Consider the following 18,170-nt stretch of genomic DNA (forward strand, 5'->3'; position numbering starts at 1 on the left):
GGGGCTATCCGTATGTACCGCATTATCGAGAAGAAAACACTGAACGACACCGTGGAGCTCATGGTGGTTCATGCACCATTTATCGCCCGCAAGTGTGAGCCGGGCCAATTCGTCATGCTTCGCGTGGAAGAAGGCGGGGAACGAATTCCCCTGACCATTGCCGATTACGACCGAGTCAACCAGACGGTCTCCATCATTTATCAGGTGGTCGGATATACGACCCGCAAGCTCGCGGCCAAAGCCGCAGGCGACACGGTCTCCGATCTGGCCGGACCGCTGGGACGCCCTGCGGATATTCATCCGGGCAAGAAGCGGATCTTGGGGATCGGCGGCGGCGTAGGTGCCGCACCGCTTTATCCCCAGCTCCGGAAATGGCAGGAAACCGGCGCAGAGGTTGACGTGATTCTGGGAGGGCGCGGCCGGGAGTTCGTCATTCTGGAGAACGATTTCCGCACCTTCTGCAGCCAGGTGTACGTAGCCACCAACGACGGAAGCGCCGGCGTGCAGGGCTTCGTCACCGATGTGCTGAATCGCTTGTTGGCTGAAGGAAACTCATATGATGAAGTCATCGCCATCGGCCCCCTGCCCATGATGAAGGCCGTCGTCGGCATCACCAAGCCTTTGGGCATTCCGACCGGCGTTTCGCTGAACCCCATCATGATCGACGGCACCGGCATGTGCGGCGGCTGCCGCGTAACGGTGGGAGGCGAGATCCGCTTCGCCTGCGTGGACGGGCCGGATTTTGACGGCCTGCTGGTCGATTTCGACGAGTGCATCCGCCGCCAAGGCATGTACAAGGATATGGAAGCCCACATTTGCCAGATCGGGACAGGAGCGTGAGAGGAATGGCCAAAGCAAACATGAGTCCGGTGAAGGTTGCCATGCCGGAGCAGCCTCCGCTTATTCGCGGCCGCAACTTTCTGGAGGTCGCCACGGGCTATACCCCGGAGCAAGCCATGGAGGAGGCCACCCGATGCCTCCAATGCAAGAACCAGCCCTGCGTGGACGGATGCCCGGTGAATGTGCCGATTCCGTCGTTTATTGCCGAGCTGGCCGCCGGCCGCTTTGAGGAAGCCTACCGGCTCATCAAGCAAGAGAACAATCTACCGGCGATCTGCGGCCGGGTATGCCCCCAGGAGAATCAATGCGAAGGCCGATGCATCCGGGCCAAGAAGGGGGAATCCGTCGGTATCGGGCGGTTGGAACGCTTCGCCGCGGATTACGGTATGGCCCAAGGGCTTCCGGAAGCCGAGCCGCTTCCTGCGAACGGCAAGAAGGTGGCCGTCGTTGGCGGCGGACCCGCAGGTCTGACCTGTGCGGGAGATCTGGCCAAGCTGGGCTATGAGGTGACCTTGTTCGAGGCCCTTCACGCTCTGGGCGGCGTCCTCATGTACGGTATTCCGGAGTTCCGGCTTCCCAAGGGGCTGGTCGAGGAAGAGATCGACAAGGTCGTGAAGCTGGGCGTGACCATCGAACGCAACGTGGTGGTCGGCCGCTCGATTACCGTCGAGGAGCTGTTCGAAGAAGGCTACGGGGCCGTCTTCGTCGGCAGCGGAGCCGGCCTGCCCCGCTTCATGAAGATCGAGGGAGAGAACTATAACGGCGTCTACTCCGCCAACGAGTTCCTGACCCGCGTGAATCTGATGCGCGCCTATGAATTCCCCAAGAGTCCGACCCCCGTCCGGGTTGGCAAACGCGTCGCCGTCGTCGGCGGGGGCAACGTGGCTATGGATGCCGCCCGCACCGCACTTCGGCTCGGCGCCGAGGAGGTCACCATCGTATACCGGAGGGGACTCGACGAGCTTCCAGCCCGCCGCGAGGAGATTCATCACGCTCAGGAGGAAGGGATCCGCTTCCGGCTCCTCTCCAACCCGCTTCGGATCAAGGGCGAGAACGGCTGGGTCACCGGCATGGAGTGCATCGAGATGGAATTGGGTGAGCCGGACGCCTCGGGCCGCCGCAGTCCCGTCGAGAAGCCGGACAGCTTGTTCGAGCTCTCGCTGGATACCGTCATCATCGCCATCGGTCAGGGCCCCAATCCTCTGATCCGCCAGACTACGCCAGGTCTGGAGACCCATCGTTGGGGCGGAATCGTCGTCGAGGAAGCCACCATGCGGACCAGCAAATCCGGCGTCTACGCCGGAGGCGACGTCGTCACCGGCGCCGCCACCGTCATCCTGGCCATGGGAGCAGGCAAAAAAGCCGCTGCCGCCATCCATCAATCGTTAAGCGAGTCCATCTGAACCGTCCTAAGAGGCTGTCCCAAAAGTGAATTTTGGAACAGCACGAGCACCAAAATAAGTTGATATACGGAAAAACGAAAGAGCTAAGCGGCCTGGTTTCGCTTAGCTCTTTCGTTTTTAGCGTCCACAGCGGCTTTCTTAAGCAGGTTATGGGCAAGGGAAAGCCACCCGACCTCTAGACTTACTTTTGGTAAGCCTCGAAGCAGGAATCGTTTGAACCCTCTATTGTTCTTCATATCACCAAACACAGGCTCCGGCTCGATCATACGCCTCACAGCCATCGCATATCCTTCCTCGCTGCGGAGCTTTTGCCTGGCTTGGTTCTTCAGCTGCAAATACTTCATGCTGACTTTAACCTCGCGGTTCCCCTCGGCTCTCGTACACTGTGGCTTCAACGGGCAATTCTCACATCCGGCACTTCGATAATGCCGATATTCGATTTCGTAGCCACTTTCTGTTTTCTCCGTGCTCACTCGACGAAAATGGAGCGTTTGCCCGGCCATGCATGTCCATGTATGCTGCTCGTTGTTATAGGTCCAATTGTCGATTTTGCTGATGTCCTTCTGCCAGGCCTTGCTCTTTTCTCGGTGATAGGTACTGTATTTGACGATCGCTTCCACGTCATTTTGCTCCAGATAGTCGTAATTCTCTTCCCCGCCGTACCCCGCATCTGCGATGACAGTGCCAGGGAGTTTCCCTAACTGCGACTTGAGCTTTTCAAGATGAGGGATGAGACAGCGGGTGTCCGTCGGATGCTGGTGGACGCTGTAACCCAGAATGAATTGGTTTTCGGTGCCGATCTGCACATTGTAGCCCGGCTTGAGTTGACCGTTTCGCATGTGGTCCTCTTTCATTCGCATGAACGTAGCGTCATGATCGGTCTTACTAAAGCTGTTTCGCTTGCCCAAAATCGCTTCCTGCGACTCGTACTTCTGAAGACGAGGAAGCAAGTCCTTGCGCAATACGCGTACCGCTTTTTTCAGCGGTTTATCCTTGGGCTTCTCCTGCAGGCGCTCTTCCAACTGCTTAACGACTTCCTCCAGTTTTTCACTGGTGATGGCAGCCGACTCGCCCCGCTCAGGGAGATCCCTGCCCCCGTGTGTATGCTCCTCTTGTTTTTCCGTTTCCTCAATCGCGGCGAAAAGGGCTGAACCTTCTCCTGGAGCTTGGCCTTCTGCTTGACGACCGCCTTCCCCCAGACAAACGTATACCGATTGGCGTTGGCTTCAATCTTGGTGCCGTCCACGAAGTAATGCTCCAGTTGGACGTAGCCTTCTTCGGCCAAAAACTGCAACACAGCCGTGAAGACGGTCTCCAGCACCGCTTTCATTCGCTCCGAACGAAACCGATTGATGGTGCGGAAGTCCGGCGTTTGTCTGCCTGAGAGCCACATAAACATGATGTTTTCGCGGACGGCTTTAGCAATCTGGCGAGAGGAGTAAATGCGCTGCGTGTAGGCGTAGATGATGACTTTGGTGAGCATCTTGGGGTGGTAGCTATCCCGTCCGCCCCCTGGATAAGCCACGTCAAAGATGGCGTTGTCCAGCCGGTTGACAGCGGCATTCACGATGCGAACGAGGTGATTGGGGGGAATGTCGTATTCGAGATCCATTGGCAGACACAACTGGTCCATGGTATATTGGATGTACAAAAGAAGCCCTCCTTAGGAATGGTTGCTCGTCACTTCCATTTTACCAAGGAAAGGCTTCTTTCGTTTTATTTTTTACGAAACGAGGCTGCTCTGCACAGGAAGTGTTGTTTCAACCTGTCGAGAAGCCCGAGCAGAGGGATTCGTATCTGGTGGAGGAGCGTGAGCGTTTGCCTTTGAGATTGGATGTCTACTTCAAACCATTCCATTCCGGACATCCAATCTCAACAGCAACCGGAACCAGATACGAGCCCGGAAAGCCGGGCCCGCTCGACTTAACCCCAACAACACTTACCCTTTTGGGACAGCCTCTTATTCATCGGCTTGAGATCCCAATCGGCTTCAGGTTATTTCAAGGGGATTAGGGGAACATTTACATTCATACACAGGGGATTAACCTTCATCCCGACAAATGGGGCATTCACATGTTACTCCTGACCAATCTCGTCTTCCTCCTAGCCTTCTTCCTGACCGGCGCATTCAAACGGTGGCGAAGCTATTATCCGACCGCCTTATATGTGTCCTACTGTAATTTCCTATACAACTTTCTGTGCAAAGAGCACTTGACCTGGATCTTCCATCCGGATCTCCTGAACAGCCATAAACTGTCGGATCTGGTGAATTCTTTTGTTCTGCTGCCTTCCATGACGTTCCTCTATCTCTTCCACTACCCTGGGGAAGCACCATCTCGGAAGAAAGCAGGCTATCTGACGATATGGGCCTCGGGCTTCAGCATCCTGGAAGGGATCTGGTACCTGCTTGGCCATATCAGCTATGATAGAGGCTGGAACCTGGCATGGTCCATCGCCTTCTATTTCGTGATGTTCTATATGATCGGTCTCCATCATAGATCGGTCGGCCGGGCTCTGGTTCTCTCCCTCTTCGTCATTGGGTTTCTCTTGGCGTCATTCCGAATTCCGTTCTGGGAATAAGTGCTGGTCCCATTATTTTTTACAAGATCTCCGCGATGTGATAATATTCATTTAACACTAGGCTGGTATTCTACGGATAACAGCCGGTATGCCGCTATGCCGCCAATGGATATCCGACACAAGGAAGGTCGTGGGAAGATGATCGTTCTTGACGTGGTGGTCGACGGAACGCGCGTGGAAACGGTAAGACCCGCCAACCAGAGACCGCAGGAATTGTATTGGATTATGGTGGACCTGATGGACCGCCTGCAGAGCAAGTATGGCACCAATGTCAGCCTGTACCGCCGATTGGAGCATGCTGGCTGAACGAATGGAGATGCAAGCCATAAAGCCTTATCCCCGGGAGCGGATGCCGCTCTTTACGGATAAGGCTTTTTTCTGCTGTGTCCTGCACCGGGCGTTATCGCCTCCGGAATCGGCTGACCCATAGCGCGAAGTAGAGGAAGCCCCCGGCGAAGCCGCCTGCATGCGCATAGAGATTCACGTTAGGGACGACGAAGGAATAGAGGAAGCCGACGATCACAACGGTTGTCACCGTCTGCCGGGTGCCTTCGTCCAGCACATGCTTGTGGAACAGGGCCAGGTAGAGATACGCGGCGTAGATTCCGTAGATGGCGCCGGAGGCTCCCGCCGATATGAAGGGCGGTTGAGACCACAGCATGCTCACGGCATTTCCTGCAAATCCTGAGAACAGGATGAAACCCGCATACCTCCAGGTTCCCAGGACACGCTCCAGCGGAGGAGCGAATACATACAAAGCGAAGGCGTTGAACAGGAGATGAGACACCCCGATGTGCAGGAAGATGGCGGAGAAGTATCTCCACCATTCATGCGTTTCCCCTTCCCAGCTGTAGATCGCCCCATAATTCACCAAGGTCCTATTCAGCGTGGAGCTTCCCGTCCACTCCATGGCCAGGAAGAGCACCCCCATGACCGCCAGCATGATGCTGGTGACCGGGTAGAACCGGATATACTCCCGGAAGGTCTCCCTTCGTAAGAAGATCATGAGCCGGAATCACTCTCCGCCTCTTCCGACGTATAGGCACGGTATTCCGCCTCGGTCAAGAGGCCGTCCAGCGCCCCATCCGCCGGCTCCAGCTCCACAATCCAGCCTTCTCCGTACGGGTCGGTATTCAGCAGGCTAGGGGTCTCCTCGACCTTCGGATTGACCGCCGTTACGATGCCGTTCACCGGAGCATAGACATCCGACACGGATTTCACCGATTCCGCACTGCCCATACTGTCCTCCGCCCGAAGCTCCTGACCGATTCCCGGCAGCTCCAGAAATACGATATCCCCCAGCGCCTGTTGGGCAAAATCCGTAATGCCCACCCGTACCCGGCCCGACGGCATCATCTGAACCCACTCATGCTCCCGGGTATACCACCGATCCGAACGGATCTGATCCATGAATGACCTTCCCCTTCCTCTACATATGATCCAAAATCATGCCGGCCGTCTCTTCGATAGCCTTATCGGTTACATCAATCTTCACACACCGGAGCCTGTCCATGATGGAGTGGGCGTACTCCAGCTCTTCCCGGATCCGCTCCACCTCGGCATACTTGGCACCCGGCGACAGGCCCAAGGCCCTGAGACGCTCATGTCGGATCTTGAGCATCTGCTCCGGCACCATGGTCAAGCCTGCGATCAGACCCTTGGTGATCCGGTACAGCTCCTGGGGAGGCTTCACCTCCGGAATCAGCGGCAGGTTTGCCACCTTGTAGCCCTTGTGAGCCAGGAAGATGGAAAGCGGCGTCTTCGAGGTCCGGGACACCCCGACCAGGATGATATCCGCTTCCAGCAGCGAACGGGGATCCCGGCCGTCGTCGCAGCTAACGGTGAATTCAATGGCCTCGACGCGCCGGAAGTAATCCTCGTCCAGCCGGTGCAGCATGCCGGGCATCCGGTTAGGCGCCCCGTCGAAGGAATCGACGAAGGCTTCCATCATCGGGCCCATAATATCGACGGCACGGATATTAAGCCGCTTCGACTCTTCCTTCATGATCTCCCTGAGCTCCGGCTGTACCAGCGTATACGTAATGAAGCCTCCCTGCTTGGAGACTTCCTCCACGATGGAACGAAGCTCTGCGCCGGTGCGGACATGCCCGTACCGCTTGATCTTCGTCTCGTGAGCATCGAACTGCCGTATGGTGGCCCTGGCTACGGCCTCAGCCGTCTCCCCTACGGAATCCGACACCAGATAGATGACGGAATGACGCTTCAGATCTGACAAAGGACACCTCCATAGGTCCGAATGCGGAGAATGGTGTTCTCTTCCATCATATATGGTCTCCAGCGGAAAAACAAACAACCCGCCCGGCGGCTTCATGCCGCACAAACGGGTTGTCCGATGGTCGATCGGCGCGGATTACAGCTTCACAATCTTCGCGTCGGTCTTCAGCTTCTGCAGCCATTCACCGGCTTTGGTGTTCACTTCTTCGGAGACCATATCCTTCTTGACCTGGCCCTTCTTCTCGTCGTAATTCGCGACGACCGCAGCCTTCTTATCCGTCACTTTGATGATATGATAGCCGAAGGAGGATTGGACCACGCCGCTCATTTCTCCCTTGCCCAGCTTGAAGGCTGCCTCTTCAAAAGCAGGATCCAAGCCTTGGTTCTTGGCGACGAATCCGAGGCTGCCTCCGTTGTCCTTGGAGCCCGGATCGGTGGACTTTTCCTTCGCGGCCTTGGCGAAGTCGGCTCCGCCCTTCAGATCGGCCAGAAGCTTGTCCGCGTCCTCTTTTTTCGCTACGAGAATGTGGGAGACCTCGATCTGCTCCGGCTGTCCGTAACGGTCCTTGTTCTTATCGAAGTATTCCTTCTGCTTCGCATCGGACAAGTCCATCTGCCCCTCGAAGATCTTGTTGACCTTCACCTGGGTCCGAATCTGCTCCTTCAGGGAGTCCAGCGTCAGCTTGTTCTGGGTCAAAGCATCGTTGAATGCCGCGTCGTCCGGAAACTGGGCCTTGATGTCCTTCAGCTCGCCTTCGATGTCCTGATCGGTGATCTGGACCTTCTTCTTGTCCGCCTCTTGATTGATCAGCTTCTCTGTGATCAGATTGTCGAGAGCGGCCTCGCCGGCTTGCTTCACCATCACTTGATACAGCTCGTCCTTCGTGATCTTCTGGCCGTTAACCGTAGCGGCGTCGCCCTTCATGCCTCCCCCGTTCCACTGGGGTCCGGTTACGAGCAGGACTCCGATGGCCACGACGGATGCGGCGAACAAGAACCAGGGCAGCTTGCTGGACTTGGCCGGTGCAGCCGCGGCAGCCATATCCTGTTCCGCCAGATCCAGCTCCTCCTCCGGCTCGTCCTCGAATGCTTCCGGTCCAAATTCGTCTTCAAGCTCGGCCTTGCGGGAGTCCTGAAGGGATTCTTCCTTCTTGTTGTTATCCTCCATTACACTTGCTCCTCCTCATCTCCACTCTCATGATGAAAGCGTCTAAAAAATCGCACTCTTTGTACTATACCACTTTTTCCATCGCGGCACCAACGGAGGTTGTGTGGCGGGGTGGAAGGCCAATACCCTCTACAGATGCGATAGGGACGGCCCCGCCCCATCCTTAGATGGCCGGCAGGGCCGTCCCCGCTATTACTTCACGTCCACTTCCTTGTTCACAACCTGGTGTACCGACCGGGTAATCACATGGATCGTGACGGAATACTTTCCCGTCTCCTTGAAGGTATAGCCAGCTTCATACTGTCCTTCGTCCTTCTTCTCGGCCGTAAGCTCCTTCCGGTCCTCCGTGCCGATCCGCTTGATCTCGAAGGAAATCTCGGAGCGCTTGGACAGCGGATCCTTCCCGCTGACCCCGACCTTCAGCACGACCGGCTTGCCGGCGGCAGGCTCGGAGGGCTCCGTTGCGAACGTAACGGTATACGGGTTCAGCTCCAGTCCCGGCAGGGGCTCGGAGGTCGTTCCGCAGCCGGCACTCCAGCATGCAAGGAGCATGACCGCAACCGCAGACAGCAGCGTACGGTGTAAGCGTCTCATCCCAATCCCTCCCGGTCCGTATGATCTTGACGGCCGCTTCCGGCCGGCTGGCTCAGATAGTAGGTAAAAGCCCGCTGCAAACCGCCTTCCCCGAAGTCTGCCCGGAACTCCTCCATCGCACCCGCCTGGCGGATGCGTCCTTCATGCAGCAGGATGGCGTAATCCGCCGCCAGCTCCGCCGCCTCCAGATGGTGGGTGGAGAAGATGACGGATTGCCCCTTCGCCTTCCTTGCGCGGATCAGCTCCACGAAAGCCTGGAGCCAATAGGGGTCCAGACCGTTGGTCGGCTCATCCAGCACCAACAGCTCCGGCTCGCCCAAGAGAGCCTGACCGAAGAGCAGCCTTTGGCGCATGCCCTTGGAGAAGGAGGAGACCTTCGCCCGCTTGACCGAGAACAGTCCGACCTCCTCCAGCACCGCATCCACACGCCGGATTGCCTCCGGGCCGCGGAGCGCCGCGTAGAAGTCCAAAGTCTCCCCCGCCGTCAGGCTGTGGCCGAACTGAAAATCGTCGGGCATATAGCCCAGGGAGGAAGCATAGCCTCTCCGATCTTGGCTCCAAGTCCGTCCTCCGAGCCGGATGGTTCCCGTTGTAGGCTGGGTGATGCCGGCGACCATCCGCAGGATCGTGCTTTTACCCGCTCCGTTGCCGCCGCATAGAGCCAGTACGCTTCCCTTCGGCAGCCCGAAGTCGAACGGGTGCACGATCGTCTTGCCCCGGATGGTTTTGGACACCTGCACCAGCTCCAGCAGGCTCCCCTCTCCCGGATTCGATGCGTTATCCGTCACGTCTTCTCCCCCTCTCCCACAGCCATGTGGCCAAGCCCAGGGATACAGCGATCCAGAGAAGGCCGATGGCCACGAAGGCCGCCAGCCCCGAGGCTCCGTTCAGCCAGCGGATCCACTCGTAATATTCCGGTCCGAAGCTGGTCCCTCCGCCGATTCTCGTAACCATGAACACGCGGATCAGCTCCGCCGGGTTCATCGCGGTCAAGATCTGAAGCGCCGGCTTGATGACCGGATACGGAAGGAAGCCCAAGAGCGCGATCAGGAGCGTAGGCCATGCCAGGATCAGGACGAACCACAGTCCGACCCCGATGGTCAAGGCCTGCCAACGATTCTTCGCCCATGCACCGATCCATACGGATACGCCCAGGAAGACGAAGACCAGCAGCAGGGAGGAGAAATAGAAGAACGCCAGCGTATACACGGACAGGCTGTGTCCCAGCAGGCTCCCCAGCAGCCCGGAGACGCCGAAGCTGACTCCGACGATGGCGAACAGCACAGCTGCCAATCCGACATATTTCCCAAGCAATAATTGAAAGCTCGTCAAGGAATAGGTGGCCAGCAGCTGCCAGCCTCCCTCCTCCTTCTCCGACGTCACGGCGAAGGATCCGAGCAGGATAGTCATCAAGGGCAGCAGATACAAAATCAGGTTCAAGAGGCTGCCCGTCGTATGCGTATAGCCTTCGATCCGGGTCTGTGACTGAATCAGCAGCACGGCCGCGGAGAAAAAGGTGAATAGCGCCAGAAAGGAATAGGCCCACGGATTCCGGAATCCCAGCTTCAGCTCTCTGGCCGCAATGATCATGAAGTTCAACGCGCGCACTTCCTTCTCTATTTGGTGCTGCCCTGCCCGCCCATCTCTTGCTTATGCATGCCTCCGCCCGCATGCTCCCAGCTGTGGGAATCCAGGTCTTTGGCCATCATCTTCTTCCCTGTGCCCTTCTCCTTGATGTAGGCGTCCGCATCGGCCTCCGACTTGAACGAGAGGACTCCGAACGACATGGGAGTCTTGGCGGAGGCGTCATAGACATAGGTGGCTTTGTCCAGCTCCAGCCACTCCTTGGTCTTGTAATCCCGGACATAGATGGCCCCGACGTTGTCCCGCCCGTTCTTCTTGAGCCAGACGAACAAGTCGCCGATATCATCGAATTTCAGGGGCTTCTGGTCCTTCAGGATGATCTCCGTCGCGTACTGGTCATCCTTAATCAGCATTTGGCATACTTCGCATTTGTCCACGCCTTCCTTGATGGCCACCGGCTTGTAGTCCTTGCCGCCGCAAGCCGTCAATGCCAGGCCCAACACAACGACCATAAATGCCAGCATAAGCTTCCCGTTTCTCATCTTCTTCTTCCCCCTATGTAGAATAGTCCCGCTCCAACCGCCAGCATCACGGCACCGGCAGCTCCTGCACCACCCGCAGCCGTTCCGCCGGTCTCCCGCCGATCTTGTTCAAGCTCCGGCTCCATCCATGGGGCGGCGTCGGTGAACGGTTCCTCCCCCGCACCGAACAATTGCTCCAAGAGCCCCAGACCCGGCGAGCCGAAAAAAATCTGGTACGCCGGCTTCTCCTCCGTCAATGCCAGGAAAAACGGCTGGGAACGGTACGCCAGATCGCTTACGCCGTCCCCTTGAAGATCCAGACCCGCATGATCGTCCCAGTAGTTCAACGCGATCCGGTTGTTTTTACCGGCTTGGGCTTGAGCCTGGACCACATTGGCCACAAACTCGTTGCCTTCGATCCGGATTCCCTCCGCCCCCATCATCTGGATGCCGACGAAGTTCCGGAGGAAGCGGTTGTGCCGGATGGTGGTTCCCGTAATCCCCTGGGCGTACAGGCCCAGGCGGTTGCCCTCCACCCGGTTGTTCTCCACGGTGGCCTCCTTCACGTCGAACAGCAGAATGCCTTGGGCGGTCGCATTTTCACTTTGCTTGGCGAAGTCGTTCCCCGTTACCCGAGAGCCGGCGTCCGACATGATCATGGCACCGGTCACGTTCCGGCTGCCTGTGTTGCCTTCAATAACGGAATGCGTGCTGAACATCAAGTGGTAGCCGTACCGGGAATGGGTGACCGTGTTGCCCTCCATCCGGTTCCCGTCTCCCTTCTCGACATAGATGCCGTCGAACATGTTCGTGATCCGGTTGCCCGTCATCTTATTCCCGTTGGACTCCAGCAGATCAATCCCGTTGCCCCGCTCCGAAGGCTCCGTCTCCTGGGAGCGTCCCCCCGATGAAGCCGTGAGCCCCTCCACGGATATGTCCGTCACCCGGTTCCGGTGCGCTCCCTTCATCCGGATGCCGTACCCCATGGAGCGGATGCTCAGGCCGGACAGCTCATTATCGCTGCCCGTTACCTGAACCGCCACCGTATCGGGATCATCCCGCCGGTCCGTCACTTGTAATCCGGAGACAGAAGCTCCGTCCGTTTCGATGGAGAACACCGGGCCGGTTCCTCCGTCGAGCAGCTCCACGCTGCCGACCGTCGTGATCCGGAGCGGCTTCTTCAGTACGGCTGGTCCCTGGTAGGTGCCGGCCGGGATCACCAGCGAGGAGCCGGCCGGGGCTCCGTCCAGCAGAGGCTGCAGCAATCCGGCTTGGGCAGCGCTTCCCGTCTCTCCCGATGCGGCTGCCGATCCGGGGCTTATCGTACCTGCAGCCCCCAACAGAACCAGCCCCAACAGAAGGGCCGCCGGCCGCCGTGCGGCTTCTGTCTTCCACTTCCATCCATATGTAAACACACGTCGGACCTCCAATCACGTGCATCATTATAGCACAAAGGCCGGCAGCCCATATGACTCGACAGGGCTATTATAACGCCTCTTAATTTCGAACAATTTGTGAACGATAATGATTCTATTATTCCGAATCTTCCATCCTATTCTTCCAACCCATCTGGATGGCGAATGCGGCCAGTTGAACCCGGTTCTCCATCCCCAGCTTCTCGAGAATATTCTTCATGTGGTTCTTCACCGTATGCTCGGAGATAACCAGCTCTTCCGCGATCTGACGATTGGTCGCCCCGGCCGCTACCCATCCGGCGATCTGCCGCTCCCGGGCGGTCAGAAGCGGCTCGTATGCTTCCAGAGCCTCCACCTCCGGCCTCCGTCCGATTCCGCCCGTCTCTCCGCCGGCAGCAGGCTTAAAACGGAGGAACAGCTTATCCGCCAATCTCCGGGAGCCGTCCGGCTCCTCCTCCAGCAGCGCGTGGAGGTAATCAAGCCAATCGGCCGGGTCCATGCTTTTGAGCAGATAACCCTGGGCTCCGTACTGGATTGCGGTGAACAGATCCTGCACCGAATCGGAGACGCTTAGGACCACCACCTTCACGCCAGGCCGGCGCTGCTTCATCACCCGGGTCGCCTCCAGCCCGCCCAGACCGGGCATCCGGATATCCATGAGCACCAGATCCGGCTCCAGCTCCCCGCACAGGCGGACCGCCTCCTCGCCGTTGGCGGCTTCTCCTGCAATCACGAATTCCGGCTCATCCTCCAGCATCTCCCGCACAGCCCGGCGGGCCAGGGGATGATCGTCGGCGATCAGTACGCGCCACCGCTTCATATTCCCGGCTCCTTCCTGTTGAACGTAACCGTAATCTGCGTGCCGCCGTCGGGACCAGCTCCGGTCAGGCGCATATCCGCCCCCAGCTCCTCCGCACGGCGGGCCATCATGGACAAGCCGTAGTGCCCCTCGCCTCCCAGGAGGCCTCTGGCCCACGTATCCGCATCCATGCCGATTCCGTCGTCCGAGATGACGGCCTTCCAGCCCTCCGTACTCTCCTCGAAGAGAAAGGACGCCCGCTCCGCCCTCGAATGCTTGCGGATATTAATGAATGCCTCCTGGATCAATCCCGATAACCTCACCTCATCTGCGGTGGGCAGCCCTGGGCCTGTACAGCGGATGTCCGTGCGGCAAGGAATGCCGGAGAGCGCGCTCCATTCCTCCAGCCATCGTCCCAGCCGGCCGGCATAATCTCCCTGCTCCAGAGGATCGGTCCGCAAGTTGAATATCGCTTGGCGGAGGTGATTATGAATATCGGCAACGGCGGATTTGGCCTCGTCCGTGCGTCCTTTTTGGAGCTTCACGTTCAGGAAGAACAAGCCCTGCGCGATATGATCATGGAGCTCATCCGCCAGCCGCTCCCGTTCCTCGTATACGGCTCTTCTCGCTTCTTCCTCTGCCAGCCGGTTGTTGGAGGCTTCGATTCTACGGAACATCCAGACGGCATACCACCAGGACATGACGAATACGATGACGGTTATGATCACATTCCCCGCCTCCATGGATAGACTGCCGGCCCACCATTCATGACGGACCACTTCAGCCGTCCCCACCAGCAGAGGGGGAAACAGGATGGTGAACAGCTTCAATACGGGATACGTGGGTCGCAAACCGGGCACATCCTTTCAGATGGCAACAATTGCCGCTTTCCCCCAGTATAACGCGCTTCCCGTCCAGCGTCATCCTTCCTTGGTGTTCCGGGACTCCCATGCGGCCAGCAGGTCCATGACCCGTCCGAACAGGCGTACCGCCTCAGGGCCGCTTCGCTCCTGCCTCAAGGAAACGACGGCGACTGCATAACGGGGAGCCTCCGCAGGGCCATAGCCGACGAACCACTGGTTGAACCACTCCTTCGCGCCCTCCGGCGCTTGGGCCGTTCCCGATTTGCCTGCCAGCTTCCATCTGGCGGATTGAAGAGCACTCCCTGTGCCCTCCTCCACCACATCCGTCATCCACCCCCGGAGAATCTCCGTGGTCCGCTTCGAGAGCTTCCCCTCCGCCGGAAGCTTCTTCTCCGGAAACCGGGCCAACAGCTGGCCTGTTCCATAGCGCAGCTCCTTCACGGCCCGTACCTCCCGGGCTTGTCCGCCGTTTAAGATGGTAACCACCATATTAGCGGCTTGGAGCGGTGTAAGCCGGACATCCCGCTGTCCGATGGAGGTCTGCAGCTTCACGCCTTCGTCCTCCTGCGGGATCCCTCCGGCCCAGATCCGCCCCGTCTCCTCGCCGTCCAATTGCCGGAAGCTGGGGAACCGCAGCACTTTCCCTTCCCAACCGGCCGGCAAACCGAGCCCCATCCGTCTTGCAGTCTCCTCCAGCTGCCCGGGCTTAAGCCGCTTCATCACCTCGCCGAATACGATATTGCAGGATTGGGCGAAGCCCTCCCGGAAGGTCAGCTTCCCGTGTCCTTCCTTCTTCCAGCAGGTGAAATGGTATTTGCCCAGCGCGCCATGGCATTCGAACGTGTCCTCCGGACGTACGGCTCCGCTCTCCAGCGCCGCGGCGGCCACCACCATTTTGAATACGGAGCCCGGCACCGCTTCCTTCAGCGCCCGGTTGCTCCAGCCAGCCGTCGACAAATCCACATGGTCCGGATCGAAGGTTGGGCGGCTGACCATCCCCAACAGATCGGCGTTCCTCGCATCCAGCAAAACGATGGCTCCCTCCTTCAGCCCGGCCTGATCCGCTTCTTGCTCCAGCTGCTTCTGCAGCTCCAGATCCAGGGTGGTGACCGTCTGAAGAGGGTAGTAGGGATTATTCGGAGCATGGAGCCGGTAGCCGATACCCGCGATCGGGCGGTGAAACGGATCCGTATAGAGCGAGATGGACACGCCCCCCAATCCTGCAATCAGGGGCTCGAAGGTCTTCTCCAGTCCGGAAGCGCCGATCCGGCTATCCGGAGTCAGCCTTCCTTCCTGCAGCATCGGGGCGAACTCCGTCCGTACCCGGCCGGGGTCCTGCCCGATAAAGCCAATTAACTGACTAGCCGGATACGGAGGCGTGTAACGGCGCTCGAAGGGCACTACCGCCAAGCCGTCCAGCTGGATGCCCTCGATGGCCCGGATGGCCTCCTCCGAGAGCCGGGCGGGCAGCTGGCCGCTAACGCCCGGCCAGAACCGCGGCGTCTGCAGCTCCGCACGGAACCTTCTCCACTCCTCCGGCCGTGTCCCCAAGAGAGCGCAAAGACGCTCGATCTCCCTCGCGCTGCCCTCCTCTCCCTTGGGAGCCGGGAATACCAGCAGAGCCCGGTAGCTTTCTCCCGTTAGAGGCCGGCCCAGCCGGTCCAGAAAATCACCCCGTCCCGAATCCAGCAGGAGACGCTGCTCCCGCTGCAGCACCGACTGGCGGGTCAGATCCACATCCGCCACGGATGCTCGGGTCTGCAGCCAGAACAGGCGGGCGGACACAATGCCGAGACCGGCCATCATCACCAGCAGCATTCCAAAGATTCGACGCTTCTCCATGCCGATCGTTCCTCCCCGTCCGAGCGCTGCAATCCCTTTTCATTATCGACATCCGGATCGGTCCCCAAACACAAAAAAAACCGGTGCCTGCTTCAGGCACCGGTTCGAATGATCCTTATACTTTGAACTTGGACAGCTGCTCTTGCAGGGAGACGGACAAGGCCTCCAAATTCTCCGACAGCTTGACCAGCCCTTGGCTCACATTGAGCTGCTCGCTGCTGAGCGATGCCACCTCTTCGGATGTAGCCGAGGACTCCTCGGATACGGCACTGACGTTGCTCATGGCTTCGGTCAGCGTGTGCTGGGAGCTCTCCAGCGCCTCCACCGATTGAGTAACCTCGCTCAAGCCCTCGGTCAGGCTGCCCATCTGGCCGCGAACCTGCTTGAAGATGAGCTCCGCTTCCTTCACGGCGTTGATCTGCTCCTTAAACACGGGGTATGCGTCGGACAAGACGGAGACGGTCTCGTCGATTTCCCGCTGGATGGTCTCGGTGATCTGACCGACCACCTCGATGGACTGCTTCGACTGCTCAGCCAGCTTGCGGATCTCGTCGGCCACCACCATGAAGCCCTTGCCGGCTGCGCCCGCACGTGCCGCTTCGATCGTCGCATTCAGAGAGAGGATATTGGTCTGCTTCGTCATGTTGTTAAGAACATCCAGAATCTTACGGATCGAGGAGGTGCTGTCCTTCAGGCGGTCTACCTTCTCCACCATGCTTCGGGTCATCTGTTCCGTCATGTTGGTCTTGCCGATCAGGTCGGTCATGTAAACCGTACCGCGTTGACTGACCTGCTCCACCTCGGTGGCGGCACGGCCCATATCCTGGTTCGCGCGGACGACTTCCTTCATCTTCATACCGATCTCATGAGTGATGGTGTTGCCCTTCTCCGCTTCCACCGCCAGACTGCTTGCACCGTTGGCGATTTCCTCGGTGGCGACGGCAATCTCACGGGCGGAGGTGGCCGTCTGCTTGGATACGTTGAGCAGCACATTGGACGTGTTCAGAACCTCTGCTGCCGAGTGGTTCGTCTGCTGTACGAGCTTCGTGATCTGGTCCATCATCTGGTTGAAGCTGACGCCTACCTGGCCGATCTCATCCTTGGAGGTGACCTTGGTGCGGACCGTCAGGTTGCCCCGTTCGCCTTCCTGCATCAGGTTGCGCAGGTTGGTCAGCGGCCGGTTGATCATCCGTGCCATGAACATGCCTGCTCCGATGGCCACCAGAATCGCGAAGATAACCATTAAGATCGTAGCATTGGCGATCTTACCCGTCTCTTCGACAAGCTCCGAGATGGTCACGGCGGAGGCCACGGTCCAGCCGGATACCTTCATGTTCTTGTAGATAACCAGCCTGCCCTTCAGAGAATCGCTATGCGCTTCCGTACCGCTGGCTTCCTGCTTTTCTTTCGCGAGAGTGACTTCGAACGCTTTGCCGTTGTCTTCCGCCTTGCCGGCGCGGACCAGCTTGCTCTCCTCATCGATGATAACGACAGGGAATTTACCGGCGAGGCTCAGCTTGTCCAAGGTCTCATTCAGGACCCTGCTCTTGATCTCGATCAGCAGCAGGAAATCCTTGGCACCGGTGGACGGGTCGCGGAAGAGGCGGCCCAAGGCGAAGCTGGGCTCAGAGGCAGAATAATAGCCCTTAGGCTGGGTCGGCAGCCATACTGCGCCGCCTTCCTTTTCCGTAATCTTCTTAAACCAGGCGGCCTTCAGCGTATCCTCGCTCGATACGGCCGATCCGGAGGTGCTGATATTCTTGGCCGTCTTCGTATTGATCAAGGAAACATTGGAGATCTCCGTCTTACCGGAGAAGAAGGAACCCAGCTTGGTGGATACGGACTGCTGCGCTTGGAGCTGCTCATAGGCTCCTATGGAGCTGTCCGAGAGGCTGCGGACGCTCTTCATGAAATCGTTGTCCGTGAGCATCTGCATGGTGACATCCTCGTACACCTTCAAGTTCTGCTCCAGCTTGTCGGCCGCCAGCAGGATCGTCTGCTTGGAAGCGTCCGCCACCTTATTCTGGATAATCGGCTTCGAGATGTTGTAAGAGATGATGCCCAGCGCTCCCACCAAAACGACAATGCATCCAAAGAAGAGCAAAAACAGCTTAAAGCCCAGCGATTGGACGCGGAATCTGCTCTCCGGTTCTCCCTCGGGTGCAGGTCCATTGGATTTTGAGAGCGGTTTCCACAATCCGGCTAAGCTGTCTGTTACCTTCTGCAAATTCGGGAGTTTGAATTTCAATGGAAACACCGTCCTATGTATAAAATCTGTTACATCTTCTAATGTTCACTAATCTGTTTCGACAAGCATGGGCATATT

General features: G+C 58.3%; 17 protein-coding genes and 1 pseudogene. 4 read left to right on the plus strand and 14 right to left on the minus strand.

The features are described from left to right. The first annotated feature begins 12 nt into the window (after positions 1 to 12). Together ACSEXW_RS01080 and gltA are read left to right on the plus strand one after the other, a co-directional pair. The gene (locus ACSEXW_RS01080; RefSeq protein ID WP_438444233.1) at positions 13 to 840 is read left to right on the plus strand and encodes a sulfide/dihydroorotate dehydrogenase-like FAD/NAD-binding protein; all 828 of its coding nucleotides are present in this window, start codon (positions 13 to 15) and stop codon (positions 838 to 840) included. A 5-nt stretch (positions 841 to 845) separates the two neighbouring features. Then, positions 846 to 2,243, plus strand: a complete 1,398-nt coding sequence (gltA, locus tag ACSEXW_RS01085) for an NADPH-dependent glutamate synthase (RefSeq protein ID WP_438444234.1) — start codon at positions 846 to 848, stop codon at positions 2,241 to 2,243. 83 nt (positions 2,244 to 2,326) lie between these two features. On the opposite strand, the pseudogene ACSEXW_RS01090 reads toward gltA, so the two are convergent. Further along, positions 2,327 to 3,894 (minus strand): annotated as a pseudogene (locus ACSEXW_RS01090) (IS1182 family transposase). 422 nt (positions 3,895 to 4,316) lie between these two features. Between ACSEXW_RS01090 and ACSEXW_RS01095 the strand changes: the two are divergent. Together ACSEXW_RS01095 and ACSEXW_RS01100 are read left to right on the plus strand one after the other, a co-directional pair. Next, entirely contained in the window at positions 4,317 to 4,823 is a 507-nt protein-coding gene (locus ACSEXW_RS01095) for a CBO0543 family protein (protein ID WP_438444235.1), read from the plus strand. Between the two features lie 138 nt (positions 4,824 to 4,961). After that, positions 4,962 to 5,129, plus strand: a complete 168-nt coding sequence (locus tag ACSEXW_RS01100) for a mechanosensitive ion channel protein MscL (protein ID WP_438444236.1) — start codon at positions 4,962 to 4,964, stop codon at positions 5,127 to 5,129. A 94-nt stretch (positions 5,130 to 5,223) separates the two neighbouring features. Here the strand turns inward: ACSEXW_RS01100 and ACSEXW_RS01105 are convergent, their stop codons facing one another. The 13 genes from ACSEXW_RS01105 to ACSEXW_RS01165 all read right to left on the minus strand — a co-directional run bounded on the left by ACSEXW_RS01105 (position 5,224) and on the right by ACSEXW_RS01165 (position 17,918). Then, positions 5,224 to 5,829 carry a rhomboid family intramembrane serine protease gene (locus tag ACSEXW_RS01105; RefSeq protein WP_438444237.1) on the minus strand — a complete coding sequence of 202 codons (606 nt, stop codon included), beginning with the start codon at positions 5,827 to 5,829 and terminating at the stop codon, positions 5,224 to 5,226. Next, entirely contained in the window at positions 5,826 to 6,233 is a 408-nt protein-coding gene (gene gcvH / locus ACSEXW_RS01110; protein WP_438444238.1) for a glycine cleavage system protein GcvH, read from the minus strand. Before gcvH ends, ACSEXW_RS01105 begins: the two co-directional genes overlap by 4 nt. A 19-nt stretch (positions 6,234 to 6,252) precedes the next feature. Beyond that, positions 6,253 to 7,059, minus strand: a complete 807-nt coding sequence (locus tag ACSEXW_RS01115) for a pyruvate, water dikinase regulatory protein (protein ID WP_438444239.1) — start codon at positions 7,057 to 7,059, stop codon at positions 6,253 to 6,255. Between the two features lie 135 nt (positions 7,060 to 7,194). Next, the gene (locus ACSEXW_RS01120) at positions 7,195 to 8,226 is read right to left on the minus strand and encodes a peptidyl-prolyl cis-trans isomerase (RefSeq protein WP_438444240.1); all 1,032 of its coding nucleotides are present in this window, start codon (positions 8,224 to 8,226) and stop codon (positions 7,195 to 7,197) included. Between the two features lie 192 nt (positions 8,227 to 8,418). Further along, positions 8,419 to 8,820, minus strand: a complete 402-nt coding sequence (locus tag ACSEXW_RS01125; protein WP_438444241.1) for a FixH family protein — start codon at positions 8,818 to 8,820, stop codon at positions 8,419 to 8,421. Further along, complete coding sequence (locus tag ACSEXW_RS01130) at positions 8,817 to 9,608, minus strand: ABC transporter ATP-binding protein (protein ID WP_438444242.1); 792 nt, start codon at positions 9,606 to 9,608, stop codon at positions 8,817 to 8,819. Before ACSEXW_RS01130 ends, ACSEXW_RS01125 begins: the two co-directional genes overlap by 4 nt. Next, a complete protein-coding gene (locus ACSEXW_RS01135; protein ID WP_438444243.1) occupies positions 9,598 to 10,419 on the minus strand; it encodes an ABC transporter permease in 822 nt (273 codons plus the stop codon). The genes ACSEXW_RS01130 and ACSEXW_RS01135 overlap by 11 nt, the downstream gene beginning before the upstream one ends. A gap of 17 nt (positions 10,420 to 10,436) precedes the next feature. Continuing rightward, positions 10,437 to 10,946, minus strand: a complete 510-nt coding sequence (locus tag ACSEXW_RS01140; RefSeq protein ID WP_438444244.1) for a nitrous oxide reductase accessory protein NosL — start codon at positions 10,944 to 10,946, stop codon at positions 10,437 to 10,439. Further along, a complete protein-coding gene (locus ACSEXW_RS01145; protein WP_438444245.1) occupies positions 10,943 to 12,340 on the minus strand; it encodes a right-handed parallel beta-helix repeat-containing protein in 1,398 nt (465 codons plus the stop codon). Before ACSEXW_RS01145 ends, ACSEXW_RS01140 begins: the two co-directional genes overlap by 4 nt. A 118-nt stretch (positions 12,341 to 12,458) precedes the next feature. Next, positions 12,459 to 13,160 (minus strand): response regulator, encoded by a 702-nt coding sequence (locus ACSEXW_RS01150; protein WP_438444246.1) that lies wholly within the window; start codon positions 13,158 to 13,160, stop codon positions 12,459 to 12,461. Beyond that, positions 13,157 to 13,990, minus strand: a complete 834-nt coding sequence (locus tag ACSEXW_RS01155) for a sensor histidine kinase (RefSeq protein ID WP_438444247.1) — start codon at positions 13,988 to 13,990, stop codon at positions 13,157 to 13,159. Before ACSEXW_RS01155 ends, ACSEXW_RS01150 begins: the two co-directional genes overlap by 4 nt. Before the next feature lie 69 nt (positions 13,991 to 14,059). Next, positions 14,060 to 15,844, minus strand: a complete 1,785-nt coding sequence (locus ACSEXW_RS01160; protein WP_438444248.1) for a peptidoglycan D,D-transpeptidase FtsI family protein — start codon at positions 15,842 to 15,844, stop codon at positions 14,060 to 14,062. Between the two features lie 115 nt (positions 15,845 to 15,959). Further along, positions 15,960 to 17,918, minus strand: coding sequence for a methyl-accepting chemotaxis protein (locus ACSEXW_RS01165; RefSeq protein WP_438444413.1), 1,959 nt, complete (start codon positions 17,916 to 17,918; stop codon positions 15,960 to 15,962). Positions 17,919 to 18,170: the final 252 nt, after the last annotated feature.

It is taken from the genome of Oryzibacillus soli (assembly GCF_051594765.1).
GTDB lineage: Bacteria > Bacillota > Bacilli > Paenibacillales > NBRC-103111 > Paenibacillus_AR.